Annotated in this window: 25 protein-coding genes, 1 tRNA gene and 1 other RNA gene; 11 read left to right on the top strand and 16 right to left on the bottom strand. The window is 53.2% G+C overall.

The window, feature by feature from the left end:
- Positions 1–26: 26 nt before the first annotated feature.
- The 3 genes from LJE94_11190 to LJE94_11180 form a co-directional block, all read right to left on the bottom strand.
- Positions 27–752, bottom strand: coding sequence for a FadR family transcriptional regulator (locus LJE94_11190; GenBank protein ID MCG6910672.1), 726 nt, complete (start codon positions 750–752; stop codon positions 27–29).
- A 197-nt stretch (positions 753–949) separates the two neighbouring features.
- Complete coding sequence (locus LJE94_11185; protein MCG6910671.1) at positions 950–2,362, bottom strand: HAMP domain-containing protein; 1,413 nt, start codon at positions 2,360–2,362, stop codon at positions 950–952.
- Positions 2,340–3,017 carry a response regulator transcription factor gene (locus LJE94_11180; GenBank protein ID MCG6910670.1) on the bottom strand — a complete coding sequence of 226 codons (678 nt, stop codon included), beginning with the start codon at positions 3,015–3,017 and terminating at the stop codon, positions 2,340–2,342. Before LJE94_11180 ends, LJE94_11185 begins: the two co-directional genes overlap by 23 nt.
- Before the next feature lie 228 nt (positions 3,018–3,245).
- Between LJE94_11180 and LJE94_11175 the strand changes: the two genes are divergently transcribed.
- On the top strand, positions 3,246–3,644 hold the full coding sequence (locus LJE94_11175) for a GatB/YqeY domain-containing protein (protein ID MCG6910669.1): 399 nt from the start codon (positions 3,246–3,248) through the stop codon (positions 3,642–3,644).
- Between the two features lie 18 nt (positions 3,645–3,662).
- Here LJE94_11175 and LJE94_11170 read toward each other — a convergent pair whose 3' ends face one another.
- Positions 3,663–3,917, bottom strand: a complete 255-nt coding sequence (locus LJE94_11170; GenBank protein MCG6910668.1) for a hypothetical protein — start codon at positions 3,915–3,917, stop codon at positions 3,663–3,665.
- 21 nt (positions 3,918–3,938) lie between these two features.
- The gene (locus tag LJE94_11165; protein MCG6910667.1) at positions 3,939–4,277 is read right to left on the bottom strand and encodes a divalent-cation tolerance protein CutA; all 339 of its coding nucleotides are present in this window, start codon (positions 4,275–4,277) and stop codon (positions 3,939–3,941) included.
- A 132-nt stretch (positions 4,278–4,409) separates the two neighbouring features.
- On the opposite strand from LJE94_11165, the gene LJE94_11160 reads away from it, so the two are divergent.
- The 9 genes from LJE94_11160 (at position 4,410) to LJE94_11120 (ending at position 13,071) form a co-directional block, all read left to right on the top strand.
- Entirely contained in the window at positions 4,410–5,252 is an 843-nt protein-coding gene (locus tag LJE94_11160; protein MCG6910666.1) for a rhomboid family intramembrane serine protease, read from the top strand.
- 122 nt (positions 5,253–5,374) lie between these two features.
- On the top strand, positions 5,375–5,752 hold the full coding sequence (locus LJE94_11155; protein MCG6910665.1) for a PilZ domain-containing protein: 378 nt from the start codon (positions 5,375–5,377) through the stop codon (positions 5,750–5,752).
- A 142-nt stretch (positions 5,753–5,894) separates the two neighbouring features.
- Entirely contained in the window at positions 5,895–6,719 is an 825-nt protein-coding gene (locus tag LJE94_11150; protein ID MCG6910664.1) for a M15 family metallopeptidase, read from the top strand.
- Positions 6,720–6,833: 114 nt separating this feature from the next.
- Positions 6,834–7,847 (top strand): WYL domain-containing protein, encoded by a 1,014-nt coding sequence (locus LJE94_11145; protein MCG6910663.1) that lies wholly within the window; start codon positions 6,834–6,836, stop codon positions 7,845–7,847.
- Between the two features lies 1 nt (position 7,848).
- Positions 7,849–8,994 (top strand): methionine aminotransferase, encoded by a 1,146-nt coding sequence (locus LJE94_11140; GenBank protein ID MCG6910662.1) that lies wholly within the window; start codon positions 7,849–7,851, stop codon positions 8,992–8,994.
- Entirely contained in the window at positions 8,982–9,776 is a 795-nt protein-coding gene (locus tag LJE94_11135; protein ID MCG6910661.1) for an amidohydrolase, read from the top strand. Before LJE94_11140 ends, LJE94_11135 begins: the two co-directional genes overlap by 13 nt.
- Positions 9,777–9,788: 12 nt before the next feature.
- On the top strand, positions 9,789–10,940 hold the full coding sequence (locus LJE94_11130; protein MCG6910660.1) for a SprT-like domain-containing protein: 1,152 nt from the start codon (positions 9,789–9,791) through the stop codon (positions 10,938–10,940).
- Between the two features lie 30 nt (positions 10,941–10,970).
- On the top strand, positions 10,971–11,942 hold the full coding sequence (yvcK, locus tag LJE94_11125) for a uridine diphosphate-N-acetylglucosamine-binding protein YvcK (protein MCG6910659.1): 972 nt from the start codon (positions 10,971–10,973) through the stop codon (positions 11,940–11,942).
- 361 nt (positions 11,943–12,303) lie between these two features.
- Positions 12,304–13,071: a tetratricopeptide repeat protein gene (locus LJE94_11120; GenBank protein ID MCG6910658.1), complete on the top strand. Its 768-nt coding sequence runs from the start codon at positions 12,304–12,306 to the stop codon at positions 13,069–13,071.
- A gap of 105 nt (positions 13,072–13,176) precedes the next feature.
- On the opposite strand, the gene ispD is transcribed toward LJE94_11120, so the two are convergent.
- The 10 genes from ispD to hisB form a co-directional block, all read right to left on the bottom strand.
- Entirely contained in the window at positions 13,177–13,884 is a 708-nt protein-coding gene (gene ispD / locus LJE94_11115) for a 2-C-methyl-D-erythritol 4-phosphate cytidylyltransferase (protein ID MCG6910657.1), read from the bottom strand.
- A gap of 105 nt (positions 13,885–13,989) precedes the next feature.
- A complete protein-coding gene (locus LJE94_11110; protein ID MCG6910656.1) occupies positions 13,990–15,294 on the bottom strand; it encodes an HPr family phosphocarrier protein in 1,305 nt (434 codons plus the stop codon).
- 222 nt (positions 15,295–15,516) lie between these two features.
- Positions 15,517–15,905: RNase P RNA component class A (rnpB, locus tag LJE94_11105), an RNA gene on the bottom strand.
- A 62-nt stretch (positions 15,906–15,967) separates the two neighbouring features.
- A complete protein-coding gene (locus LJE94_11100) occupies positions 15,968–16,696 on the bottom strand; it encodes a C4-type zinc ribbon domain-containing protein (protein MCG6910655.1) in 729 nt (242 codons plus the stop codon).
- Positions 16,697–16,752: 56 nt separating this feature from the next.
- Positions 16,753–17,598: a Nif3-like dinuclear metal center hexameric protein gene (locus tag LJE94_11095; GenBank protein MCG6910654.1), complete on the bottom strand. Its 846-nt coding sequence runs from the start codon at positions 17,596–17,598 to the stop codon at positions 16,753–16,755.
- 326 nt (positions 17,599–17,924) lie between these two features.
- Positions 17,925–18,000, bottom strand: a tRNA-Ile gene (locus LJE94_11090).
- Positions 18,001–18,081: 81 nt separating this feature from the next.
- Positions 18,082–20,259, bottom strand: coding sequence for an RNA polymerase sigma factor RpoD (gene rpoD / locus LJE94_11085; protein MCG6910653.1), 2,178 nt, complete (start codon positions 20,257–20,259; stop codon positions 18,082–18,084).
- A 24-nt stretch (positions 20,260–20,283) separates the two neighbouring features.
- On the bottom strand, positions 20,284–22,125 hold the full coding sequence (gene dnaG, locus LJE94_11080) for a DNA primase (protein ID MCG6910652.1): 1,842 nt from the start codon (positions 22,123–22,125) through the stop codon (positions 20,284–20,286).
- A gap of 196 nt (positions 22,126–22,321) precedes the next feature.
- Positions 22,322–23,053, bottom strand: coding sequence for a 1-(5-phosphoribosyl)-5-[(5-phosphoribosylamino)methylideneamino]imidazole-4-carboxamide isomerase (gene hisA / locus LJE94_11075; GenBank protein ID MCG6910651.1), 732 nt, complete (start codon positions 23,051–23,053; stop codon positions 22,322–22,324).
- A 560-nt stretch (positions 23,054–23,613) separates the two neighbouring features.
- A complete protein-coding gene (hisB, locus tag LJE94_11070; GenBank protein MCG6910650.1) occupies positions 23,614–24,201 on the bottom strand; it encodes an imidazoleglycerol-phosphate dehydratase HisB in 588 nt (195 codons plus the stop codon).
- Positions 24,202–24,855: 654 nt separating this feature from the next.
- Between hisB and LJE94_11065 the strand changes: the two genes are divergently transcribed.
- On the top strand, positions 24,856–25,245 hold the full coding sequence (locus LJE94_11065) for a hypothetical protein (protein MCG6910649.1): 390 nt from the start codon (positions 24,856–24,858) through the stop codon (positions 25,243–25,245).
- Positions 25,246–25,374: 129 nt separating this feature from the next.
- On the opposite strand, the gene LJE94_11060 is transcribed toward LJE94_11065, so the two are convergent.
- A complete protein-coding gene (locus LJE94_11060; GenBank protein ID MCG6910648.1) occupies positions 25,375–26,304 on the bottom strand; it encodes a hypothetical protein in 930 nt (309 codons plus the stop codon).
- Between the last annotated feature and the right edge of the window lie 132 nt (positions 26,305–26,436).

The raw sequence follows: 26,436 nt of genomic DNA, 5'->3' as shown, positions 1-26,436 counted from the left end.
GAACCCGAAAATCCCGTAGGGGAGAATCAGTTGCTTCTATTTATCCACTTGATGTCGGGAAGTTTGCGGTTTAATTCCGTGGTCACCAGGTTTAAATGCGCCCGCATGGCATCGGCCGCCTTTTCCGCATCCTTGTGCAGCACAAAGTCAACTATCCGCTTCGCCGTCAGCACCGCTTCCTCCCTTTGAAACAGGCTATCCGGCCTGAATTTGATGTATTCCAGATGAACCTTTTCCACGATTTGCCGCATCATTTCCACGACGATCCGGTTTCCGGAAGCACGAGCCAGGGCGATATGAAATTTAAAATCCTGCGCCGTGAAACGATTCAACTTTTCCCCGGCGGCCTTCATTTCTGTAAAGGCTTCCTGAATCCGCGCCACATCCTCGGCATTGGCCCTCTGTGCCGCCAGCCTGACGGCATTGCATTCCAGAATCTCTCTTATTTCAATGAGGTCGATAATATTGGCCGCACTCTGTATGTCGTGCAGTGCGATGCGTGTGGCACTGTCCGGGTCGAGTCCTTCCCGGACATAGCAGCCTTTACCCTGGATGCTCTGCAGATAACCCAGAATGGACAGGTTTGAGATCGCCTCCCTGACGGTCGACCTTCCCACACCGAACATCTTGCACAACTGATGTTCAGTGGGAAGTTTGTCGCCGGGTTTCAATTGTCCGGATTCAATGCTTTTGAGGATCTCACCCCTTACCAGTTCTACGGTGGACTTTCGTTTGATGGGCTTGTAGTTCATGCGGTGCTCACATCTTCCTTTAACCGAATCCGAACGATTGTCGAGCTTAAAATTTGAAACGCTCAACTTATGTTTAATTGGCTATTTTCATTGGATACCGCCCGCTTCCTGCTGCTGATTTTGCTTGCCATAAAATTTACAACCCGTCAACCTGATTATCTGGTTGTCAGACAATTATAAGACAAAAACATTCACCTTCAGTCGGAAATAACAGGCAGCGTCACTTCGAAATGGCTGCCTTTAGCGACTTCGCTGTTCACCCGCACACTGCCGCTATGGGCTTCGGCCACGGCCTTGACAAGACTCAGGCCCAGACCGGACCCCAACGTTGAACGGCTGGGATCACCGCGGAAGAAGCGGTCGAATATGTGGGGCAGATTTTCCTCCGGGATGCCCACGCCGGTGTCCCTAATCGAGATAACGGCCATGCCGTTCCGGTTCGATCCGGTGGAAAGCGCTATCCGCCCTCCCGGCTGCGTGTATTTGACGGCATTGTCGAGGAGGTTGGCGACCATGCGCTGAATCATGGCCACGTCCCCGATGATATGCGCCCCGGAGGCCGCATCGCAGGAGAGATCGATCCGCCGGTCCGCGGCCATTGGTTCGAACAGCTCGCAGGCCTCCCGCACGACTGCGTCGACATCCAGTTCCCTTTTGTGCAGATCACCGACACCGGCTTCGGTCTTGGAGATGGTCAGCATGGTGTTAATCATGTCGAGGAGGCGATCACAGGATTCGATGACCTCCGCTCCCATTCGTTCCAGATCTCCCCTGGATTTACCGGTTGTCAGCGCGACTTCGGCCGTTCCACGCATGGCCGTGATGGGGCTTTTCAGATCGTGGGCCACGTTGTCGCTGATTTCCTTGATCCCCGTAACCAGTTTCCCGATCTGGTCCAGCATGGCGTTGAAGGTGCTGGCCAAGCGATCGATTTCATCCCCCCTGCCCTGCACGGGAACGCGCTCCTCCAGCGAACCGGCGGCTATTTTTCTGGCAGTGCGGGTGACCGCCCCCACGCCGGACAAGGCCCTGCGGGCCATGAACCAACCCACGCCGGCCGAAACGAAAATCAGGGCAAGCACTACTGGAATGAACACCTTTTGAAGGGCCTGGAAAAAGCCGGTGACGTTTTCCATCGAATGCCCCAGTTGCATAATGATACCGGACCCGATGGCGCTGTAGATGATCCGCACCTGCTGTCTCTTTTCGGGAATGGTAATGGTTTCATACACATAAGCCGAGCCGCTCATGATCTCCTCAATCGACGCCCGGTTCACGCCGATGTTGCGCCAGAAAGACATGTTGGAAGATGAAAAGGAGATGCCGGTCGGGTACAGCAGACGGAAAAAGATCTTTTTCTCCCCGGAGGCCTGCGCCTCCCGCTCTGCAAGCCGTTCTACGGCATTGATGCCTTCCGCGTTGAGCATGGCGGTAAAAAGCCCCACCTGTTTCAGGAGGTCCCGGTCGGTTCGCTCCTGAAACAGCGCCGTGATCATGATGTAGAAGATCAGAAAGGCGATGCAGGCCGACAAGGTGAAAATGCTGGCGTACCATAGTGTCAGCCGGAAAGCCAGGGTGCGGCGGATATCAATCGCTCTCTTTAAGAACATAGCCTACACCGCGAATCGTCTGGATGAGTTTCCTTTCAAATCCCTTGTCGACCTTGTCCCTCAGACGGCATATTCTGGCTTCGACGACATTGGTCTGAGGGTCGAAATTGTAGTTCCAGACGTGCTCCATGATCATGGTTTTGGACACGACCTTGTCCTTGTTCCTGACGAGGTACTCCAGCAGCGAGAATTCCAGGGGTTGAAGTTCTATTGTTTCTTCCCCGCGGGCCACCCGGCGCGACAAAAGGTCCACCGTAAGGTCCGCCGCCTTGAGCAGGGTGGGCTCGACCGTATGGCTCGACCGGCGGATGAGGGCCTGAACCCGGGCCAAAAGTTCTGAGAAGCTAAAGGGTTTGGTGAGGTAATCGTCGCCGCCGGTCTGCAGCCCCTTGACGCGGTCGTCGATAGCATCCCGGGCACTGAGAATCAGTACCGGCGTATTCACCCTGCCGGATCGTATCTGTCGTATGAGTGTCAACCCGTCGATCTTCGGCAGCATGAGATCGACGATGGCCGTGTCATACGGTTCCGTCATGGCCAGATTGAGGCCTTCTTCCCCGTCAGGAACATGATCGACCGTAAAACCGGAGGCCTCCAGCCCCTTCTTGACGAAGGAAGCAATTTTCAGGTCATCTTCCACCAGCAAAATTCGCATAGCCCGAGACTGCCCTTTCATTACCTTTTCTTCGATGTAAATTGAAGTCAGGCGTGTATATGATTGATCTTAAGATCAATAATGTGTAACATCTTTTTGCAAATAGCGCTATAGAGTGGTTGCTTGAAAAACATGCCGCCCAAGGCCTCTTTGCCGGGTTTCAATCGGAACAGACGGTTGACAATCGTTGTACATGGTCAAATATGAAAATTGATTTGGAGAAAGAATATGACCATTCAGGAAAAAATCAAACAGGACCTCACGGCAGCCATCAAGGCCAGAGATGAAGAAAAAAAGAACGCACTGCGCGTGGCCATGGGTGAATTCGGCAGGTCCGACAAAAAATCGCTTTCCGATGATGATGTCATCAACATATTGAAAAAGCTGATCAAATCGGAAAGAGAAATGCTGCAGCAAACGGGTGAATCGGAAGATTCGCCCTTTATCGACGTGATTGCCGCCTATCTTCCCCCAATGGCTGCCGAATCGGAAATTACCGCCTGGATAAAGGGAAACATCGATTTTTCGCAATTCAACAGCAAAATGCAGGCCATGGGCCCCATCATGAAGCACTTCGGCGCTCAGGCTGACGGCAATATGGTAAAGGAGATTCTGAAAAACCTGTGACCGAGAAACCGTGGTGAACTAGGCACCCTCCGACAGCAATTCCCTGGCCACATGAATGTCATATGCCCTCTGGGGATCGAAGTCCTTCTTGTCATACATGCCGGAAGCTTCCTTCACGGCTTTGTACGGCACCCAGCCGTGCTCTTCCCACAATTGAGGGTCGTCCGCATTCCACATGCGAAACAATACGTCGTTGCCCGTTGCCTGTACGTACATGCGCACCCTTTTGTTCTGCGGAAAGGGATGGTAATATAGCCCTTTGTCATCTTTCATATATCGATTCCCTGATTTTTTTCAGCATCGCATATCCCCGCCGACTGAATCTCGAATCCAGTCCAGGAAGGGCCCATGGCCCTGCATCACGTCAACAGCCAGTATGCAGGGGCAATCATAGCTGTGCATTGCTTCAACTCTGGCTTTCAATTCCGGAAACCGCTCGGCCGTCGTTTTGGCAATGACGACCACCTCGCTGTCCTCCTGAATCGTCCCTTCCCATGCATATATCGAGGTCATGCGGTCCAGGATATTCGCACAGGCCGCCAGACCGGATTCGACCAATGCCCGGCCGATGGAACGCGCTTCGTCCCTGTCACCCGCCGTCATGTACACCAAGTATATCCTCGCGTCGCTCATGGCAGTTGTCTACCACAGCCCGCGCGCGCAAATCAAGCACGGATGCGTTGAAATAGCTCGACAAGGCGGCGACAATTTGACAGATCGCCCGGCAGCCCTTACTTTTTCTGCCGGACAAAAAGGAGATTAGCAATGAACGGCAACAAAAGGAAGCCGGTACTGTGCCCCAACTGCCGGAGACTGGTGGGCAGCGATGATACCACATGCCCCTACTGCGGGACGCGTAAACCGCGGTCGTTGTTAAATCGCTATTTTTTCGGCGCCGTGATGAACGACCCCGACAAGCTGATCAAGGCCATCATCGGCCTCAACGTTCTGATGTATGCCATCTCCCTGCTGTTGTCGCCGGGGGGCCGCCAATTTTCCGGTAACCCCCTCTCCATGCTTTCACCGGGCAGCCGGGGCCTGCTGTTGTTTGGCGCCACGGGAACCATCCCCATCGACCAGATGCATCGCTGGTGGTCCCTCCTTTCCGCCAACTATCTGCACGCGGGCATCCTGCACATCCTTTTCAACATGCTTGCCCTGTGGCAGATCGCCCCGTTGATCGTACGCGAATACGGGTTGTCCAGGATGCTGGTCATCTACACCCTGGGAGGCGTGGCCGGATTCGGCATCAGCTATCTGGTGGGCGTCCAGTTGACCATCGGGGCTTCCGCCGCCATATGCAGCCTGATCGGAGCGGCGCTTTATTTCGGAATAAACAGGGGGGGCGTTTACGGTCAGGCGGTCTACAGGCAGGTCGGTGGATGGGCCGTCAGTCTCTTCGTGTTCGGATTTCTGATACCCGGCATTAACAACTGGGGGCATGCCGGCGGCATGTTGGCCGGGGCCCTGCTCGGCGCCCTTTTAGGTTACAGGGAAAAGAAAAGAGAGACCCGCTGGCATCTCATTACAGCCCGCATAACCGCGGTCTTGACGGTAGTCACACTTTTAGGAGCCACCTTGTCCGGCGTGCAGTACCTCCTCTCCTGAGGCACGGCACAATCCTCCGGGAAGTGTTTGAAAATAAGACAGATTTCCCTTGACACCCGTAGCGATCGTAGTCTATATAGCCATTGATTTCAGTAACATTTATGTACTTGACAACGGAACCGATGGATCGAAAAGATATCAGCGAACGCAGAAAACAAAAACGGTTTAAAGCGGTAAACGGCGCCTTTGCTGCCGTGAGAGACAACGCCAACCAGCTGGGTCAAATCAGAGATATCAGTTTCGGCGGACTCGCCTTCAAATATCTGGCCAATGAGAGGATTAACAACGGAGCCCGTGCTCTGGATATTTTCATATCCAGGCATCAAGTGTATATCAAAAACATTCCCTTTCAACCCGTACGCGACACCATGATTGAAAAGGAAAACCCTCTCAGCACCGTTTCTGTGCGTCAGCTGGGTGTCAAATTCGGACGGCTAAATGCCGATCAACTGTCCCGGCTGAAACACATGATACAGCACCATACCATTGGAGAGTCCTGATCGGATTCGGGCCTGTGGCCGCTCCCTAATTTGAGCGGCGACAGGCAGCTGCCAAATTGATCTGGCAGTCGTCCAAGGGCTCTTCTTTTAACGGCGTCACGCAACCAGGGACCCAGGTTCAATGATAAAAAGGCGAACCTTCTTGAAGATATTGCTGGCAACCTGCGCCTGCAATTGTTTTCCCGATGCCGCTTTGGCGGGCACGCACACACCTCATCGGCCGCCGGGCGTAATCCCCGGGGGCGACGGCAGCCCGCAGGAAGCGTTCGGGCGCCGCAACTTCAGGGTGAACGGCCTGGGCCAAATCGTTCTTTTCCCCGCGGATTATGCACTGCTCCGATCGACGAGCGAACGCCTCGCCCGTGTGCAACTTGTCGCCGGGCACGGCAACTTTGCGCTGATGAACATCGAAGACGCCTTTGCCCATGCACGCTATGATCCGAGTATCGGCGCTTTCACCCGTGACGAAATCCGCTTCATGCATAAGATCTTCCACCAGAACGCCCGCCTGTATGGATTCAAGGGGGAAAAACCGCTTACGGCCATAACCGACGACATCGGAGGCGCTGATTTCGTCCGGGTTCCCGGGACCGGCAACTACCTCTTCACGGGCACCTCCATTAAGACATATCACAAAATGTCCAGCGACGTCGGTAAAAAGCTGATCCTGACCTCCGGCATAAGGGGAATCGCCAAACAGTTCTACCTTTTCTTCAGGAAAGCGGTCAAAACAAAAGGCAACCTGTCAATCGCTTCACGGTCGCTGGCCCCTCCCGGGTATTCTTTTCATGGTGTCGGTGACTTCGACGTGGGCAGTATCGGATTGGGAAGCGATAACTTTACCCGCCATTTCACCCAGACGGATGTTTTCAAAAAGATCCGCAAACTCGATTATGTACGGCTCCGCTATACCGAAAGCAATCGTCTCGGCGTGCGTTTCGAGCCATGGCACATCAAGGTGATCTGACCCTGTGGCAGAAAAAGTCAGCGCAAATCAGCGGTGACGGCATATCAGGCCCCTTTGAAGTGCCTTCCTCACAGCGCCGGTTATACCGGAACTTGACGATGTTGGAGAAGAATCATGGCCAGAGGAGACCAATTGGGAAGGCAGTGGAAAATCATTCGCAGGCTCATCGCCTCGAATCAGGGAAAGTCCGTACGTGAACTGGCCGCCGAATTGGAATGCCACCCCAGAACCGTGTACCGGGACCTCGAAGCCCTGCAGGTGGCGGGCTTCCCGGTTTATAACGAACGTGTGGCCAACAAAAGCACGTGGTCACTCCTGGAGTCCGCCAAGCATCTCATTCCCGTTCCCTTCAACGTCACCGAACTGATGGCCCTCTACTTCAGCCGGGACATGCTGAAAGCACTCAAGGACACCGTCTTTTACGATGCCCTGGAGTCGTTGCTCCTGAAAGTGAAAACCACCCTTCCCGCAGAGTATCTTCAATATCTGGCCCAATTTGAAGACAGCCTGAAAGTCGGCTTCAAGGCACATAAAAATTACGGACCGCACGGGAAGATCATCGACAGCGTAAATCGTGCTGTGGTCGGGCGGACACACGTCATTATCCAATATTACGCCATGCACCGCAAAAAAATGAGCCGGCGTAAGGTTGCTCCTTATAAGATCTGGTATTTCGATGGAACATTTTATATGCTGGCTTATTGCCTTCTGCGAAAAGGCATCCGGCTGTTTGCGATCGACCGCATCAAATCGATCGAAAATACGGATGACATCTTTGAGATGCCTCCCGATTTCGATGCCGATGAATTGATGCAGACCAGTTTCGGCACTTTCCTGGGAGAGCCTGTCGAGGTGGTCATCTGGTTTTCAGCCGACATCGCCGGATACATCGAAGAAAAGGTATGGCATGCGAGCCAGGAAATCGAAGAACAGGCTGACGGCTCCATCCTCTTCAAGATAGAGGTGGCCGGCACGGAAGAGATCAAATTCTGGCTGCTGACGTGGGGAGCCAAAGCACGGGTGGTCAGGCCCCGGGCGCTGCAGGACGAAATGAGGCAAGAGATAGCTAACATGCTCACATTGTATAAGGCGGAAACAAATCAAGGTCAGGCTTATAGGCAAGATTGATATGTTGAAAATCAGCTCAAAACTCCCCGATGTCGGCGTTACAATTTTTTCAGTCATGACCGCCCTGGCCAACGAGCACAGGGCCATCAACCTGTCTCAGGGATTTCCGGACTTCGACGTCGCCCCGGAGTTGATCGAACGGGTGACCGCTTACATGAACGCAGGCGCAAATCAATATGCTCCCATGCCGGGCCTGCCCGTCCTGCGTGAAAAAATTGCCCGTAAAGTATCGGGTTGCTACGGGTTCGACTATGATCCGGTGACAGAAATTACCGTAACCTCGGGAGCCACCGAAGCCATTTTCGCGGCCGTTGCCGCCACCGTGCACAGGGATGACGAAGTCCTGATATTTGAGCCGGCATACGACGCCTACGCACCGATAGTGACGCTGAATGGCGGGATTCCCCGCTATATTCAACTGAAAACACCGGACTACCGGATCGACTGGGATGAGGTCCGGGACGCACTCGGACCGAAAACACGGCTGTTGATATTGAATACACCCCACAACCCCACCGGCAGCATCCTTACCACTCAGGACATCGACGCACTGAAGCAGATCCTCGAAAACACCGACACCATGATCCTGAGCGACGAGGTGTATGAGCACATCATTTTCGACGGCTCCCGCCATGAAAGCATCGCCAGGTATCCCGAACTGGCTGCGCGCAGCTTCGTGGTCAGCTCCTTCGGCAAAACCTACCACACCACCGGCTGGAAAATCGGCTATTGTCTGGCGCCAGAGGCCCTGTCGCGGGAACTGCAGCGCGTGCACCAGTTTCTGACGTTTTCATCCAACACACCGATACAGCACGCCTACGCGGATTTCCTGGACAAACAGGGCCTCTACTTGGAACTGGGAGCGTTCTACCAGGAAAAGCGCGATCTGTTTCTCCGGTTGATGCAGGGATCGCGCTTCACGCCGATAGCGTGCAGCGGAACTTATTTCCAATTGATGAGCTATGCACCCATCTCAACCGAAGCGGACATCGATTTTTCCCGGCGGATAACCATCGAACACGGGGTGGCATCCATTCCGGTATCCGTGTTCTACAACGACCGGCAGGACCATCACGTAATCCGGTTTTGTTTTGCCAAAAAAGATGAAACCCTAGAAAAGGCGGCTGAAAAACTATGCAGGATTTAGACGTTACCATCGTTCAATGCGAGCTTGTCTGGGAAGATGCCGCAGCCAACCTCGCTTTATTCGAACGGCGTTTCAAGGAATCGGTTGGCCGGACAGATCTGGTCGTGCTCCCGGAGATGTTTACCACCGGGTTCAGCATGAACGCCGAAAAATTGGCGGAGGAAATGACCGGAGAAACCGTCGCCTGGATGCGAGAAACCGCCCTGGCAGGCAAGACAGCCGTCACCGGAAGTTTTATTGCCCGGGATGCGGGTAGATTCTACAACCGGCTGATCTGGGTTCAATCCGACGGTACCCTGCACGTCTACGACAAAAAGCACCTGTTCCGCATGTCCGGAGAACATGAAATTTACAGCGCCGGTGATAAAAACATTACCCTTGTCCTCAAGGGCTGGCGCATCCGGCCTTTCATCTGCTACGACCTTCGTTTTCCGTCCTGGACACGGAATGTGGACAACGCATATGATGCCGCCGTGTTTGTGGCCAACTGGCCGGCGCCGCGTTCCATGCACTGGCGCACCCTGCTGCGAGCCAGGGCCATAGAGAACCTGAGTTATGTCATCGGGGTAAACCGGATAGGAAAAGACGGCAACGGACGGATGTATGACGGCTGTTCTTCCATTATCGGTCCTGCGGGTGAAATCATCTGCCAAAAAAAGCAGGAGCCCGCCATCCACACGGCACGCCTTTCGCACGCCTCTCTCGAGGTCTACCGTGAATCCTTTCCGGCATGGATGGATGCGGACGATCCGGTGGCCGCTGGTCGGGAAGTCGAAAGGTAAGCCGGTTTGACGATGTACGACGGAAAAACACGCAAGGCAGAACTGCAGGAAACGCTGGAACGCGGCCTCCTGCAAGGATTGTCCCTGGAGTGGGAACATGCGCTGTGGGTGCTCGACGAAACGCAGCGACACGGTTTTAAAAAACCGTTGTTCAGCCTCAGGGACATGGGCCGCCAACTGGGGTCCTGGTCGCGCTTAAAAAACGAGATAAGTCTCAGCAGGCGACATGTACTGAACTGCCCCTGGGATGACACCAGGGAAATCCTTCTTCACGAAATGGCTCACCAGTATGCGGATCAGGTTCTCGGTGCCCATGAAGAAAGCCCCCACGGGCCTCTTTTCAAGAAGGCCTGCCACCTTTTAAGGGCGAATCCGGCGGCCTCGGGAACTTGCCGGCCGCTTCACGCAAGGCTGCATGAACACCCCCGCAACCCACACGACCGCCACGTGATCCGCATTAGAAAGCTCATGTCCCTGGCGGAAAGCAAAAATATCCACGAGGCCGAAGCGGCGATGGCCAAAGCCCACGAACTCATGGAAAAATACAATATCGAATGCCTGCAGCAGGGCAAATCCCGCAATTTTATGAGTGTTTTTGTGGGCGATCCGGCGCTGCGTCATTTCCGCGAAGCTTACTACCTGGCCAATCTGCTTCAAGATTACTATTTCGTGCAGGGGTTGTGGGTCTCGGCCTATGTGCTCGATAAGGGACGGATGGGAAGGGTTCTTGAAATCAGCGGAACCGCTCAGAACATTAAAATAGCTTCCTATGTTCACGTTTTCGTCAATCGCTACATCGAAACCCGGTGGCGTGAGTACAATCAGGGGAAAAAACTGGGGCGATACCGCAAGTCTGATTTTGCTGTGGGCCTTATCGAGGGTTTTACCAACAAGCTGTCCGGTGGCAGGCAGTTCTATAGGGAATCTCGAGCCGCCGACACCCGCGCCCTGGTAACCCACGACGACCTGCTGCTTAAAGGCTACATGGCCCACAGATACCCGCACACCAGGAGTTTCTCGAGAAGCTCCCTGAATCACGATGCCGGTATCGTGGAGGACGGGTTCGAGATCGGTAAAAGAATGATCATCTCCAAAGGAATCGAACGGCGGCAGGCACCCCGGGACCCTGCCCGTACGAAACTGCTGGCTCAAAACAACGCCTGACTACCTATAATTTGCAAGGACAGGCAGATTATGACGGACACAAAAAAAATCGTCACCATCGGTGGCGGCAGCGGGCAGTTTGCCCTGCTGTCGGGCCTCCGTCACCTTCCTGGCATCGATATTACCGCCATCGTGGCCATGGTCGATTCCGGCGGCAGCACGGGCAGATTGCGGGACGAGTTGGGGACCCTGCCGCCGGGCGATGTACTCAAATGCATCCTGGCGCTTTCCCCCTACGATGAGATGGCCCGGCGTATTCTGTTGAAACGGTTTACCAGGGACCGGCGTCTCCTGGGGCACAATGCCGGCAATATGCTGTTGACCATGCTGTCCCGGTATACCGGCAGTTTCCCGGCAGGCATCGATGCCCTGGCCGAGATACTCGATGCCCGCGGAACCATACTGCCGGTCACCATCGACCGGGCGACCCTGGTGGCGGAGTTGACCGACGGTTCCCGGATTTTCGGGGAGAAAGCCATCGACATACCCAGTGACAACCAGCGCGAAAGCATCAGAAATGTGTATCTGGTACCGCATCACAGCGACAGGGTATCGGTCTTTCCTCCGGTGCTGGAAGCTATTCGGGATGGCGACTTTATCATTGTCGGCCCCGGAGATCTCTTCACCAGCATCCTCCCTAACCTCATCGTCCCCGGCGTTAAAAAGGCCTTGCGGGTCACCCGGGCCAAAATCTTATTCGTGGTCAACATCATGACCAAATTCGGGGAAACCCACCATTTTACCGCCCAGGATTTTGCCGCCCGCATGGAAGACGCCATAGGGCGCAGACTGGATGGCTTTATTTACAACACGCGCAAGCCCGGCGACGACATCCTTCAACGCTATAGCCAGCAGAATGCACGCTTCGTGGAAATCGACAAGCGTCTCGATTTCTGGAAAGAGCGACGCGTATATGCCGGCGACCTGCTGGAAACGGGTGGCGGAATCGTCCGTCACGACTCCGACAAGCTCGCCACCCTGTTGGAAAGGGTTGTGCGATAGAGCATTTGCCATATATATGTTCCGTTTCAACATCGGATTGGGAGGTGGGAAGGTTCTTTTTCAAAGCACCATATCATCAATATTCTGCACGGCTGTCGTAGGGGCCTGCCGGATTGATGATGTTTCCACTAGCTGATTTTATAAAAAATCTAAATTTTTTCATCAACAATCCGGCGGGCACGGGGTATGCCTTGGTTTGATATGGTGCTTTGAAAAAGAAACCCTCCGCCCGCTTAGGGCACACGGAACGTTATTCTGAGAAACACTATAATTCTAAGGCTCTCAGGCCTTTGCAGCGCTGGCGTAAATTCATTTTTTAAGGAAACGCCGGATTTGACATCCAAGACGTGCGGTGGGAAAAATGGCGAATGTCGGAAAAATATATGACTACCCCAAACCGTTGAATGGCGGCAGCCCGGACGACAGCATTTATTTTTTAATGCTGGCTTTTGTTATTATTTCTCTGTCGCTTCTATTTATATTTTTTCTCATCATCTTTTCCAGAAAATTCTTTAAAATTAAAAGAAACATAAATATAGACAATAAGCATCTGATAAAGAAACCACTTCTCGCTGCAGGCTTATCGATTTTATTTCCCGGTTTCGGTCAAGTATATCTTAGAGAAATCGAAAGAGGAATCATCTATATACTCCTGACAGCATCGGTGTGCGCCGCTCTATTTTTTTCACTTTCACTGACAGGGGATCTGGCTCCAACAGACGAAAACAGACGAATCGTTTATTTTTTTATCAACACGCTTATCAGCGGTTTTTTAGTATTTGTATACATCAACAGCCTAATTGATGCATATAGCACGGCAAATGCGATCAACAGAAAGATAGTGCGCGTTATGCGAAAAAATGAAACCTATCTCACCGGCCTGATGAAACTGGGCTGTACGTTGTATCATAAGCGACACTATCAGGATGCGCTCGAATTATACACCGCCATCATTTCTCTATACCCCACCTATGCACTGGCCCATTACAATCGCGCCGTGGTTTATTATAAAATTCAAAATTATGCGAAGTCGGGAATCGATTTTATTTCCGCCGCGGATCTGGGGCATGAAAAAGCAAAGAGGATAATAAAAATCGAGGGTATCGAGAATCTGAAACCTTCGGTTTAAGTTCCTAACGTTTGATCTGAAGGGAATTACGAAGCGGTAGGACTGCCAAAAGAATCGGTTTTGTCAACTCGACAACGGCGTCGGGTCCTTGTTTGCAGCCGGGAATCACCTCCCCAGCAGGGCCTCTGCCAAAGCCAGGTCTTCCGGATAGGTAATCTTGATATTCCTGACACTGCCCCTGACAACCGCGACCCTTCCCCCGATACGTTCCACCAGTGAGGCGTCGTCGGTGCCCTCAAAACCATCACCGGCGGCGGCGTCATGGGCCTTTTTGATGAGGTGGTATTTGAAAACCTGGGGCGTTTGGGCCTGCCACACGTTTTCCCGCGATACGGTTGTTTCGACCACGCCGTCGGCATTGACTCGTTTCAAGGTGTCGCCCACAGGCAGGGCCAGCATGCAGGCACCGCTTTCACGGGCCTGTACGATACAGGCTTCTATCTGGGCAGGCTCTACAAATGGCCGCACCCCGTCATGGATTACCACGATGTCGGCCGTATGCGCCACCGCCGCCAGTCCCCTGTAAACAGAGTCCTGCCTGCTCCTTCCCCCGGTCAGCACCTGCACGGGTTTGGATAAATCGAGGGTGGGTAGCAGCTCTTTTTTGCAGAAATCCACCTCACCGGCCGCCGTCACCAGACAAATGGCGTCGATCCCGTCACAGGCGTCGAGCGCCTTCAGGGTATGGCCCACAATCGGCCGGTTCTTCAGGCTTAGGAACTGCTTGGGGGTGGAACTTTTCATCCTGGTCCCCTTCCCCGCTCCCACGATGATGGCCCACACGGTCAAATTTTTTACTGCACCAACTGCCATCGGCGGACGGCCTCCCCGAACCCATGCCCCTTATGGACCGCATGCGCATCAATTTATCATGGTTGGCAAAACCTATACTTGAGAGTAATATCTTCGCCGGAAGGTCTATCGCAAATATTTGAGTTCCGTGGGAAGGGGCACCCCCTTGCCCATGGAATCCTCTCCGTAGTTCACCCCCGCAAGGATCTGAATGTCGGCCAGCGCCCGGCTGTCGCCCTCGAACACCACCTCGTTGATCTGCTCTTTTTGGATTTTGCCCCCGGCCCACTGAATGTCCAGCACGCTGCTGGCGTCGAAACGATCTTCGCCCACGCACAGTTCGACCTCTCCGCCATAATGCTGGACGATTTTCGCCACGAGCAGGCTCGGTCGGCTGTGAAATCCCAGCGTGATAGGGATACCTACCGTTATAGACTGCCTCTCGATATTCTCGTTCAAGATTTCTCTGGCAAGATCCTTTCCCTTGGCAATGAAACGGCACACGTAGTAAAGGCCGTAATTGATGGTCCTGTCCAGAAGAACTTCGGGGTCTACCAGGGCTGCCAGCCTTTCACGACCCTTTTTATAAATGTTCTTGTAGCCGGCCTCGTGAAGATGGCGCTCATAGAAGTGCAGCAGCCTTCCGATCATCTGCAAAAGGTGAAACACGACCGAAAAATAGCTGCGCAGCTGTTTCAGCTTGCGATTACCGAACCGGTACCCCCCGTGAATAACGTACGTGTCGAAGGACGACTGCAGGTTGTGAACCAGCATCTCGAAACGCCGAATTTCCACCTCATTGACCCTTTGCGGCACAATTGCCAGGATGCCCTCAAGGTCCAGGGGTTCGTAAAATTCCAGTTCGCCGAATGTTTTTGCAATCCTTAAAAATTCACTGGCGATTTTAACGATATTCTTTGCCTGAAGGTCCTTGGCCTCATCGTCAATATCGTATGGCAGTATATCCGCCGTGCTGGTCCCGGGAAAATCCATATGAGTGAAGGTGGCCTCCGGGATGACAATATTCAGACGCCTGGCTTCGTCGAGAATGACGGGCGCCAGTTTCATGAGCGATTCCGTTAAAAACTTGACGGTCGCATAGCCGTCATAGCGAAACTCTTCGGAATCGGGAAGGTCGTAAAACACCAAGCGATTGGATATGTGTTTCTGGGAGTAGGCGCCCAGGCTGAGGTGACGGACCGCGGCTGTCAACTCCCTGTAAAAATACCACTCGTGGCTGTTTTTCGCGCCATGAAAATCCAGAAAATCTTCCAATACCTGAGAGGTGCCGATCAGTTTGGAGTACAACTTTTTAGTGAAGTAATCGCTTTCCACATCACGGTTGGATATATATGTGCAGCACCTGAGGTAGTCGGAAGAAAATATGCACGCCTTTTCCAGAAATGAAAGTACTTGCGTGAAGGGTTCCACAGTACCAGATCCTTTTGTTATTCCATTAGAACTCAGAAAAAAATACGGACCTATAACCAATAACAAGGTAAAAGCCTGCCGGCCGGGGCGGTATTATTCCCCGACAATCGTTGTGCCTTATTTTGGATTACAGACCCGAAAAAATATGTTTCTCCCACGTTGCACGCGACGCTCGGTTGCCAGCCGAGTTCACAGCATCAGGCTAATTTAAACGTTGGAATCGGTCGAAGCAGTCCGTAAGCCGAATTCTGTTCCCCGCAAAGGGTTACCCCTTTTCAGGGCAACGATCATTCATCTAATGGATTCCGGTTGCCCGGAATCTCTTGCGACCTACCCGGGAGCTCGGACGGGCCATCCTCGAGCACTCCCCTATTTGGTCTTGCACCGGATGGGGTTTACCTAGCTTCCCCGGTCACCCGGGGAACTGGTGCGCTCTTACCGCACCGTTTCACCCTTACCCCGGCATGCGTCGCCGCACGCCGGGGCGGTATCCTTTCTGTTGCACTTTCCTTCACGTTGCCGCGACTCCACGTTATGGAGCATCCTGCCCTGTGGTGTTCGGACTTTCCTCCAGGCGGCAGGCGCCGCCCAGCGATCGTTTGGACTGCTCCGACCGAAAACAGCATATGGCCCAAGGCACAGCGTTCTAAAATCGGGTTCGGGGAAGGCCTGTTCACGAAAGGTCTTCCCAGTATATGATCCGCTGACAGCTCGGGCAGAATTTAAGGGTGTCAAAGCGCTGCAGTTCATTGAACAACTGGGGAGGAATGTTCATATTGCATGCCTGGCATACGGCGCCGATTACGGGGGCAATGGTAACCCCGCGGGATTTGCCCTTTACTTTTTCAAATGTTTTCAGTATCTCCGGTTCCAACTCGGCAGCCACTTTGCTCCATTCCGCTTCAAGTTCCCCCAGTTGACGGATGCCGGTCTCTGATTCTTTGCTCACCTTTTTTTTTTCACCTTCTATCCGATCCTCCAGGACCCGGTAATCTGCTTCCAATCGCTTGGACGAAGCCTCGGAAGCCTCGATCCTCTCGAGGCAATCGAGCATGCCGTCTTCCATGGAAGAGCTGCTTTTTTTCAACTCCTCTATCTCCTTTAGCAGCGACTGATACTCTTTGTTGGTTTTTACCGCCCGGAGTTTTTCTTTGCTTTTTTCGATCCTGGGATTGTACAAGCTGAGTTCCGCCTCGAGGTCACGGTACTCTTTTCGCAGCGCCCCCAGTTCGTTCTCGCTCTTTTCCAACAGTTCCCGGGATTGTTCCAGCTCGGCATCGAGGTGCCCTATCTTTTCATCCACCGCCGACAGCATGGTCTTGATCCGCTTTTTATCCGAATCGATGGCCTGAAGTCTCACAAGAATTTTTGTCTGTCGTCTTAAATCAATGTTTTCTTCCACTGCGCTCCCCGTTTTCCTTGTCTGTCATTTTTAAAATCGCTACCCCGCCGGGCGCTCTAAATGATTACGAACGGGTCCGTTTCGAGCCGACACGCCTCTACCGTGACGGGGGCGCCAACATTCGTAAGGGCCTTACGCAATCGATCTGCAAGAACCGCCACAATCAGGTGCTCCGATGCAAAGTGCCCGATGTCCAACAGCCCCTTGCCCGCGTTTTCGACCTCGCGGGCATCATGATAGCGCAGGTCCCCTGAAATATATACCTGGGCATCCGAGGCCAGAAAACGGTCCAGCAGGGAGGCTCCGCTCCCCGAACAAAGCGCCACCTTTTCGACGGGGAGGTCGGGGTCACCGGCCATGGCAACGCCAGCCTTGCCGAGACCGGCCTTTACCTCCGCAGCCAGCGACACAAGCGTCGATTTTCGGGGCAGGTCGCCGATCCTGCCCAACCCCTGGGCAGCCGCCTGTTCGTCAAGACCGGCACCGGATGCCGCGCCGCTATCCCCTCTGTCTTCCGGCACAAGAGCCTGGAGGTTGCGAAGCCCGATCCGCCTCGCCAGGGTGTCGTTTACGCCATGGGTCACCGCATCCAGATTGGTGTGCGCGGAAAACACGCTCATGCGATGCTCGAGAGAGGTCCAAATAATCCCCCCCGTGGGTGTGGTGCAGTCGACAGAGGTCAGCGGTTTGAATATCAGCGGATGGTGGGTGATCAAAAGATCGACGCTTGCACCACAGGCCGCATCGACAACCTGCGGCAGCGGATCCAGGGCAACCCACAAGCGTCTCACCGGCCAGTCCCTGCTGCCGACCTGCAGGCCGACATTGTCCCAGGCTTCCGCCAGTTCAGGCGGGGCGATTTCCTCGACAATCCCGATAATGTCTCCAACCCGCCATGTCATTTTCGTTCGCCCCCCGTTTGTGTCCTCCTTGCGGATAAAAAAACGCGGTCATGTTGCCCGACCGCGCTAGAATCGCTTCCCACCTGCGTTTAGAAAAATCTCCATCCTCACGCAGCCTCCAATGAGACCCATGTCCTTTTCAAGTCCCCCTCCATAAAACGTGGGCGCCATCCCCCCCTCCCTCGGGACGGAATTCCCCGGCGCCGTTTCCCGGTCACTGTCGGAGCTTTCGTCAACGCTTTATCTCCATCCTGATCTCAGCTCACTTCCGTTTTATGCTTTCCCCATTGAGCCGGGCTTACCCCGAGCCCAACCCGGGTTTTAGTTGGTGGGCCCACCTGGTTTCGAACCAGGGACCTACCGGTTATGAGCCGGTGGCTCTGCCAACTGAGCTATGGGCCCCCAAAACAGATAGAATCATGCCAAATACCTGTAAAATTTGCATATCTACCTGCTGAACCGATACTTGTCAAGTAGAAGCTGTCAATTTTCTATAAAACTTTTGAGCTTGCGGCTTCGCGTGGGATGCCTGAGCTTGCGCAGGGCCTTGGCTTCGATCTGGCGTATGCGTTCCCTGGTGACCGTGAAGTCCTGGCCCACCTCCTCAAGGGTGTGATCCGCCCGTTCACCGATGCCGAACCGCATCCGCAGCACCTTCTCTTCGCGCGGCGTCAGTGTCGCCAGTACTTTACGCGTCTGCTCCGCGAGATTCAGGTTCACGGCCGCATCCGATGGCAGAACGAATTTCTTGTCCTCGATAAAATCGCCCAGATGGCTGTCCTCCTCCTCCCCTATGGGCGTTTCCAGGGAGATGGGTTCCCTGGCGATTTTGAGCACCTTGCGAACCTTCTCCAGTGGAATTTCCATTTTTTCGGCAATCTCTTCCGGCTTCGGTTCCCGACCCAGTTCCTGGACCAGGTAGCGCGATGTCCGTATGAGCTTGTTGATGGTCTCGATCATGTGCACGGGAATACGAATGGTCCTGGCCTGATCGGCGATGGCCCGCGTGATGGCCTGTCGAATCCACCAGGTGGCATAGGTGCTGAATTTATACCCCCTGCGGTACTCGAACTTGTCGACCGCCTTCATCAGGCCGATGTTGCCCTCCTGGATCAGGTCGAGAAACTGAAGCCCCCTGTTGGTGTATTTCTTGGCAATGCTGACCACCAGGCGCAAATTTGCCTTGATGAGCTCGCTCTTAGCCAGTTTTGCCCTTTTCCGGCCTTCATCCACATTGGCGATAATGCGTTTGAGAATGCGGCTGTTGGTTTTTGTGTCTTCCTCTGTCTTGGCCACATCCTCCAGGATGCGCGACAACTCGCCATAAAGTACGCCCAACTCATCCCTGGTCAGGTTGATCCGCTTTTTGGCCCATTTTGCGAAGCTGGTCTTGTTGGTCAGATGCTCGCGAAGGTCTTTCAGGGAAATACCGGCTGCGTCACAGGTTGCCACCAGCAGCTTGTTCATGGTCTCGTAATAATCGTTTAGCTTCCTGACATCCCCTTCTATTTTGTCGACGACGATGGCTTCGAAACGCCAGTTTTTCAGCATCTGAAAAATCTTGTTGTTCCTGCGGGCTATGGACCGCCTGATCTTGCGCTGATCATTGGATGCGGGCCCGTTGAGAAGCAGTTTCTCCCGCAGTTGGCGGTTTTCCTCATGGATTCGGGCAATTTCTTCCGTCGTGCCGGTGAAACTTTCCATCTGCACAACTTCGTCGATGTAGTTGTCCCCTTCGTCCACATCCCGCAGCACATGCTTGGGCCTCAATTCTCCCATCTTTATGTGGTCACCGAGTTTGAGGATAAACGCCACCCCTAATTTGGTTTCCAGGAGGGATTTCAGGACATCCTGCTCGCCGGCCTCGATTTTTTTAGCGATCACCACTTCACCCTCACGGCTCAGAAGGGTGACCAGTCCCATTTCCCGCAGATACATTTTAACGGGGTCGGTAACCGTTCCAAAATCGGGAAGCGCCTTGTCGGATGTGAGTGACTTTTTTCCCTTGCCTTCGGCTTTTTGAGGCGCCTTGACCGGCTTGTCGCTGTCTACAACCTTGATGCCCAGGTCATCCAGGAGCATGATCGTATCATCGAAGCGTTCTGCCGTTTGCTGGTCCTCGGGCAGAAAAGCATAAATCTGATCATAGGTCAGGAAGCCCTGTTTCTTGCCTTCGCCGATCAGCTTTTTGAACGCTTTCTTGTCTGGAAACTGCTTCGACGACGCTTTTTTGGGCGTCTTTGCCTTTTTCGCTTTGGTTGTCTTTTTCTCCACTTTTGCTTTCTTGTCCGATTTTTGGGACTTTTTTGTCGCCGGGGTCGTTTTTTTCGCGGCTTCCTTCTTTTTCGACGGCGCCTTTGCCGTGGTTTCCTTTTTCTTCTTCAACCGTTTCTCTGCCTTTTTATTGGTTTTTTTCTTTGTAGCCTTTTTACGGACTTGCGGTTTGACGGCTTCTTTTCCCGTCGCTTTCTCTTTTTTGCTCGAAACCGTTTTCGGCGCAGCTTTTTTGTCAACGGTCTTCTTCTTGGGCGCCTTTTTTCCGGCAGCTGCCTTGGCGGTCTTTTTCTTTGCCGCTGTCTTTTTGGCGGATGCCTTTTTGGCCGTCGTTTTCTTTTTGGCTGGAGCGGTTTTAGCTGCTGTCGCTTCGGTTTTTTTGGTCATTTAGTCCGGCCTCCTGAGATGGATTCATTGTTCGCGCAATACGGCGTTCATTTGATTCCTGCTTGAAATGGTTTTTTTCTGCAATTCCTCGAGCAGTTTGAGCACCAGATCCGGATTGTTTTCCTTTTCCGCCATGCTGATCTGTTCCTTCAAGGAAATTTCACGGCGCTTGGGGCTGTTGGCGATCAATTTGGAAATAATCTTGCGGCAATCCCGCCGGTTCCACATCTCTTCCTTCAAGGATAACGAAGCTAATATATTTCTTTTTTCAGCATCGTCAACCATTGATATTAAATTGGACACCCCTTTCGCTTCTTCCGGTCGATGTTCCAAAATAAAACGGCCAAGACCCGCAAGCGTGTCGTCCATAAAATAGTCCAAGACGCCCGATGCTTCGATTTCGGACAGCATGGCGGGATATTGAAGCATCATGGCCACCACCTGCCTTTCCAACCGGTTCGCAAACACCTTTGTGGATGGTTCGCCCCCGCGGCTGGAACGGGTGCCGCCGTCGTCTCTCAGTTTCGCGGCACGACGCCCGGCGAGCCGCCCCTCCCTTTCGGCTGCGGCGAGGCTGTTCCTGATTTTTTCGAGCACGGCCTTCTCGTCGATACCCAGCCACTCGGACAGCTCCCTGGCATAGAGCTGCCGCGCGTTGGCATCCGTGATGGAAGCCATCGCCGGGCACAGATCGTCAAGTATCCTCAACTTTCCGTTAACCGACAACCCGTGTTTGGTTTCGGCAACCCGCATCAGAAACGACATCACTTCCATGGCGTTTTCCGCCAGCTTGTAGAAAGCCCCGGGCCCCTTTTCGGAAACGAAGGAATCCGGATCATGTCCTTCGGGCAGCATGGCGATGCGTGCCTGCACCCCCTCACGAATGAACATGCCCACGCTGCGCTCGGAGGCTTTGACACCGGCTTCGTCCGAGTCGAATATCAGCACCGCCTGTTTAACGAAGCCCTTCATCATGTGAATGTGCTCAGGCGTAAGCGCCGTACCCAGGGTTGCCGCGACGTTCTGGATCCCTTTCTGGTATAGGGCAAGCTGATCGAAATAGCCTTCCACAATATACAGGATATTGTTTTCCCTGCACTTTTTCCTGGCGGCCTGAAGACCGTAGAGCAGCCGTCTCTTGTTGTAAACCGGTGTTTCCGGCGAATTCAGGTATTTGGGCAGGCTATCGTCCATCACCCTGCCCCCGAACCCCACCGTCTGCATGCTCATGTTGACGATGGGAAAAATAATGCGGTCCCTGAAGCGGTCATAGAAACCCGTTTTGTCTTTACGCGCTATGATCAAACCGGATTTTTCTATCATGTCGACGGGCACCCGCCTGCCACGGAGGAAGTTGAGCAGCGCATCCCATGATCGGGGCGCGTACCCCAGTTTGAACTCATCCACCACCTTTTTCGTAATGCCGCGCCCCTTAAGATAATCCAGCGCCTTTTGGCCTTGCCGGTCCCCGCAGAGTTTGCGATGGAAGAAATCAAGGGCCATGCGGTTGATCCTGATCAACTGCTCCCGCTCACTGATCTGCTGCCGCATCCTTCCGGACATCTTCGCCGCCGGCAGATCGATGCCGTAGCGCTTTGCCAGAAATCGCACGGCCTCGGGGAAAGAAAGCCCATCCTGTTTCATCAGAAAGCTGAAAACGTTTCCGCCCGTGTTGCACCCAAAACAGTGGAAGATCTGCTTTTCGGGGCTGACGGTGAAAGAGGGGGTTTTCTCGGAGTGGAAAGGGCAGAGGCCGCTGTAATTCCGGCCGGTTTTTTTCAGCGATACATATTCCGATACCACTTCCACAATGTCCGCCGCATTTTTGACCGCTTCTATCTTGTCTTCGGAAATGAAATTCGCCAATAAAAGCACCCTCGCCTGTGATGTGACCGAACGTCGGAACCGCTATGGAAGGTTTCACTGCATACGTGCGTCTAACCTGTTAAATTAACAATGGCTTCCTGATTGTCAAGGTGCCTGAGCGGCGACCGGCGACAGTGCCGGCCGGCTCACCTTTGCCGGTGCCGGCAAGTCTCGCCCGCCGCATTCGGAAAAAAGATCACCCCCCCTTGGTTGCCAGGGCGATGGCCTCCTTCAGATCGAGGCTCCCGCTGTAAAGGGCCTTGCCGGTAATCACCCCGGTTACGCCCAGGGGTTCGAGGGGCATGAGGTTCTTAATGTCTTCGATGGTGGCGACACCGCCCGAAGCAATGATCGGAATAGACACCGCTTCGGCCATTTTGCGGGTTTCGTCGATATTGGGGCCCGCCTGCATGCCGTCCCGGTGAATATCCGTAAAATTGATGGCGGCCACGCCGCTGTTTTCAAAGCGCCGGGCCAGGTCCACGGCTTTTGTCCGGGTGTCTTCGGTCCAGCCCTCGATGGCCACCATCCCTTTGCGGGAATCGATGCCCACGACGATGCGTCCGGGAAATTCGCGGCAGGCCTCATCCACCAGAGACGGGTTCCGGATGGCTTCCGTACCGATTATGACCCGTTCGGCCCCGGCCTCCAGGTACATCGCTATGGTGTCCCTTGTGCGGATACCGCCGCCGATCTGAATCTTCGTCTCCACCGAGGCGACAATCTCTTTGACGAGGGCCAGATTTTTAGGACGCTTCATGACGGCGCCGTCCAGATCGATGATATGGATGATCCTCGCACCGGCCGCCGCCCATTGCCGCGCCATGGCCACGGGGTCCTCGGAAAAGACGGTTTCGGCATCCATGCGGCCCTGCTCCAGCCGTACGCATTTTCCGCCCTTGATATCGACGGCAGGAATGACGTCCATTTCATTTTCCCCATCAAGCTATTGAACACTCCCCGCAGCAAGCTTAAGGGGAGTCTTCACCGTAAGGAATGCTATCAATTATGATTCGCTCACTTACCCTGCAGCAAGCTGCAGGGAATGCGCTCGCTATCTCGGTTCATCACGAAAACATGAAAATTTAAACGCACGAAAAAAATCAAACACCTTCGAATAAAGCCAAGGGATAGGGGTCCAAGTGGGAAAAAGCGCACTGCTCATCTCTATGTCACTTGACGCCTGCAATCCTTGAACCCTATTTTTTCGGATCGATAACCAATAACAAGGTAAAAGCCTGCCGGCCGAGGGGTGATGCCGCCCCGGCCGTGAAACGGTTTGAGGTTTTTAGCGTCCGTTATGCCGAACAACCTGAACATATCCCACCATACCTGTGCCGGGCTGAATACCGACGATATCATTTCGAACGTATCGCCCTGTTCGGGATTACGGCCGCTTTGAACCGAGTTTTTCACGGCCGGGGCGGTATTATTCCTCGGCAATCGTTGTGCCTTATTTTAGGTTATAGACCCGTATTTTTTTACTTGTTAAAGCGACCCCTTGGATGACAACACACCGGCAACCCGCGGATCGAGCTGACAGGCGGCATCCAGGGACCTGCCAGCCGCCTTGTAAATGGCCTCGACGATGTGGTGCTCGTTTTCACCGTAGGCGACATTGATGTGCAGATTCATCCCCCCCCTTGTCGAAAAAGCGCGGAAGAACTCCTTGGCCAGGGCGACGAAGGGGTCGCCGGAAAGGCTCACCGATCCGGGCAGGTTGTAAACCAGAAAGGGCCGCTTGGAAAGGTCGACGGCCACCGTTGCGAGGGTTTCGTCCATGGGGGTTACCGCATACCCGTAGCGTTTGATTCCCCTTCTGTCGGCCAGTGCCTGGTTAAACGCATCCCCGAGCACGAGGCCCACGTCCTCGACGGTGTGATGGTAATCCACCTCGATGTCTCCCTTGGCATAAACGTACAGATCGAAAAATCCGTGTACGCCGAAAAGGGTAAGCATATGGTCGAAAAAGGGAATCCCGGTGGAAATCTCCGTCTTTCCCCGGCCGTCGACATCCAGCTTCACGTCGATGACGGTCTCATTTGTTTTCCGCGCTACTTCTGCTGTACGGTCCATGGCCCCTTCCACCTTCCGGAAACCCGGCCACTTTCTACCAGCGTGGTTTCCGCACAACCCATTGAAATTAAAAGTTTTAAATATTGATTTTAACCTTTGTTCATATAACAAACGCCCTTGGAAATCAACACAATTATAAAATCGTGCGCCACGGTTTTATACAGCGCGGCTGTATCGCTAGCATGCTTTTCGCATCCGAGGGTGGTTGACGTGTTCAATAGAGCAACCAATGGCGTGGTGGCTTAATGGCTGATGGGTAGCGAATGGCTTTTTTTAAGGCCATAGCCCGGCTGCCGTCGAAACCAATATTCCAATACGCCAACACGCCAGCATTACAGTATTACAGAGTATTTGTTTATGGCCAAGCCTAATGGCTCTGACCTGACCCGGAGGACCAGGCCTTAAATACTGGAATAAAATACACACACACTGGAATTATGTAATTAATTACACAAATCTCGATGATACTATTTCCACTTTTTTCTTTGTAAACAACCTTAAAACTTTATAACTATTTGTAATTATTTTATAAATATATATAAGTCATTTTGGCCCGGTTATTGCTTTAGATTAGGGGACACAGCAAAAAACAGTATGACCTCAACCAAAGGAGAAACCCGTTCCGTGAAACGTCTTGGGTCGCATCCAGCGAAAATGAGAAAATTGCAGGCATCGGACATATTCTTTTCCCGCCTTCAGCTGTTGGTTGTCATGTCCAAAGCTTTCTTGAAGGATTACCAGCTCGGCGAATACCGGGCGGCCGCCGTGATCAACAACGCCGCCCGGCTTTCAGAGGCCATGACCGGGTGGGAGGGCTACAAAACGCACCTTGCCGGGGCAGGCGGAGACGGCTTGCGGTTGCGCCTGGATCACATCCTTTTCCAGCGGATCAAGCTGCTCCTCACTATGGCCGAATCGTTTGCGGCAGGCGATTCCATGGGGCCTCACAGAAAAATGGCCCTGAAAAACAACATCGATTACATAGCGGATGCCCTGCACCTGGAAAACCAGGCGGAATCGATACCGGTTTTATCGGTGGCCTGACCGGCCGGCCGTAAGACATCCCATATTTTCATCTTTTAACCTCCTTGGAACCAATGCAAAAGGGGCTGGATGCTACTCCAGCCCTCTTTGCATTGTAACGCACTGAGCGTTTTAAATTTTAGGAATTGGTTATTTTTTCTTTTTCCCCTTGGCTGCACTGCTGACGGTTATATTATTAGGAATAAAAGCTATAGGATTTTCACATTCTTCCGCACTGATCTTATCCTGGCTTTCCCACTTTTCCGCCTGGCGGCGGTAGACCTCAAGCTCCCGTCGGGCGGCCTTGTAGTTGCTAATATTGCCGTCGTCAAGTTTCTCGATCGCTTTTTCGATCCGCTTTTTCAACACCGTATATTTGTGGCACCTCTCCTGGTTTTCCAGGGCTTTTTGCGCCGGGTTATCTGTTTCATCGCTGTTGACCACCTCTTCCTTGCTAGCAGCATATTCCTCCGCATCCATGATGGACGTAATCGTGGCAGTCAGGTCTGATGAAATCTCATCAATCACACCTGATTCGGACATGATCTGCCTTTTAATGCTGAGAAAATATTTCCCATCGATACCCAAAGTCAGCTCGGCCGGCATGGTCATATTCCATCCATTGTATACAAGGTAGACCACCTGTGCGACTTCGGAAACACCTACGATTTCATTCAGGCTGGCCTGGGATGTCTTTATCTTTATCGTGTGATAGGGATAGGAATAAGGAGGGGGAGATTCATCCGGGTTTCCGGATGCGTAGGTTTCGATGTACCATAATTTTTCGCTGTCTCCCAGCCACTCATACACCTGATGACTGAACGTGACATAGCCTTGATCATAATATAAAGCCATGCCCTTGTCCCCTGCCTGAGACACATAAGAGTATGTCGCCACGGCTTCCGGGTCGTAGCTGATCGTACCCTCTATGATCATGTCGCCGCTGTAGCCCAGTTCCTCGAACAGGCCGGTGCTGTCTGTGTATTTGTCAATATTGGCGGTAAAGTGATACGTGACCTCCGCCGCACCGGCGGAACCAACCAAACCCATAATCAGCATAAATATGACGAATTTTCGCATGTGATCCCCCCCTTGTTGTGGTACATTTCAAGATACAAAACGTTCGTCATGAAATATAGCAACAACCGGGCCATTATACTGAAAATCAACATATTGTGTCTTATTACATAGGGTTGCAATCGATTTCCTTCT

The organism is Deltaproteobacteria bacterium (assembly GCA_022340465.1).
GTDB lineage: Bacteria > Desulfobacterota > Desulfobacteria > Desulfobacterales > B30-G6 > JAJDNW01.
Note: the sequence above shows the minus strand (reverse complement) of the source record. Positions and strands in the feature narration are given on the sequence as shown.

What these genes read in the sequence shown, in the direction of transcription:
- LJE94_11190 (MCG6910672.1), bottom strand. Translation starts at nt 752, where the DNA reads ATGAACTACAAGCCCATCAAACGAAAGTCCACCGTAGAACTGGTAAGG.
- LJE94_11140 (MCG6910662.1), top strand. Translation starts at nt 7,849, where the DNA reads ATGTTGAAAATCAGCTCAAAACTCCCCGATGTCGGCGTTACAATTTTT.
- LJE94_11165 (MCG6910667.1), bottom strand. Translation starts at nt 4,277, where the DNA reads ATGAGCGACGCGAGGATATACTTGGTGTACATGACGGCGGGTGACAGG.
- LJE94_11135 (MCG6910661.1), top strand. Translation starts at nt 8,982, where the DNA reads ATGCAGGATTTAGACGTTACCATCGTTCAATGCGAGCTTGTCTGGGAA.
- LJE94_11145 (MCG6910663.1), top strand. Translation starts at nt 6,834, where the DNA reads ATGGCCAGAGGAGACCAATTGGGAAGGCAGTGGAAAATCATTCGCAGG.
- LJE94_11130 (MCG6910660.1), top strand. Translation starts at nt 9,789, where the DNA reads ATGTACGACGGAAAAACACGCAAGGCAGAACTGCAGGAAACGCTGGAA.
- ispD (MCG6910657.1), bottom strand. Translation starts at nt 13,884, where the DNA reads ATGGCAGTTGGTGCAGTAAAAAATTTGACCGTGTGGGCCATCATCGTG.
- LJE94_11160 (MCG6910666.1), top strand. Translation starts at nt 4,410, where the DNA reads ATGAACGGCAACAAAAGGAAGCCGGTACTGTGCCCCAACTGCCGGAGA.
- rpoD (MCG6910653.1), bottom strand. Translation starts at nt 20,259, where the DNA reads ATGACCAAAAAAACCGAAGCGACAGCAGCTAAAACCGCTCCAGCCAAA.
- LJE94_11095 (MCG6910654.1), bottom strand. Translation starts at nt 17,598, where the DNA reads ATGACATGGCGGGTTGGAGACATTATCGGGATTGTCGAGGAAATCGCC.
- LJE94_11185 (MCG6910671.1), bottom strand. Translation starts at nt 2,362, where the DNA reads ATGTTCTTAAAGAGAGCGATTGATATCCGCCGCACCCTGGCTTTCCGG.
- LJE94_11155 (MCG6910665.1), top strand. Translation starts at nt 5,375, where the DNA reads ATGGATCGAAAAGATATCAGCGAACGCAGAAAACAAAAACGGTTTAAA.
- LJE94_11170 (MCG6910668.1), bottom strand. Translation starts at nt 3,917, where the DNA reads ATGAAAGATGACAAAGGGCTATATTACCATCCCTTTCCGCAGAACAAA.
- hisB (MCG6910650.1), bottom strand. Translation starts at nt 24,201, where the DNA reads ATGGACCGTACAGCAGAAGTAGCGCGGAAAACAAATGAGACCGTCATC.
- LJE94_11065 (MCG6910649.1), top strand. Translation starts at nt 24,856, where the DNA reads ATGAGAAAATTGCAGGCATCGGACATATTCTTTTCCCGCCTTCAGCTG.
- hisA (MCG6910651.1), bottom strand. Translation starts at nt 23,053, where the DNA reads ATGGACGTCATTCCTGCCGTCGATATCAAGGGCGGAAAATGCGTACGG.
- LJE94_11180 (MCG6910670.1), bottom strand. Translation starts at nt 3,017, where the DNA reads ATGCGAATTTTGCTGGTGGAAGATGACCTGAAAATTGCTTCCTTCGTC.
- LJE94_11175 (MCG6910669.1), top strand. Translation starts at nt 3,246, where the DNA reads ATGACCATTCAGGAAAAAATCAAACAGGACCTCACGGCAGCCATCAAG.
- LJE94_11060 (MCG6910648.1), bottom strand. Translation starts at nt 26,304, where the DNA reads ATGCGAAAATTCGTCATATTTATGCTGATTATGGGTTTGGTTGGTTCC.
- LJE94_11120 (MCG6910658.1), top strand. Translation starts at nt 12,304, where the DNA reads ATGGCGAATGTCGGAAAAATATATGACTACCCCAAACCGTTGAATGGC.
- yvcK (MCG6910659.1), top strand. Translation starts at nt 10,971, where the DNA reads ATGACGGACACAAAAAAAATCGTCACCATCGGTGGCGGCAGCGGGCAG.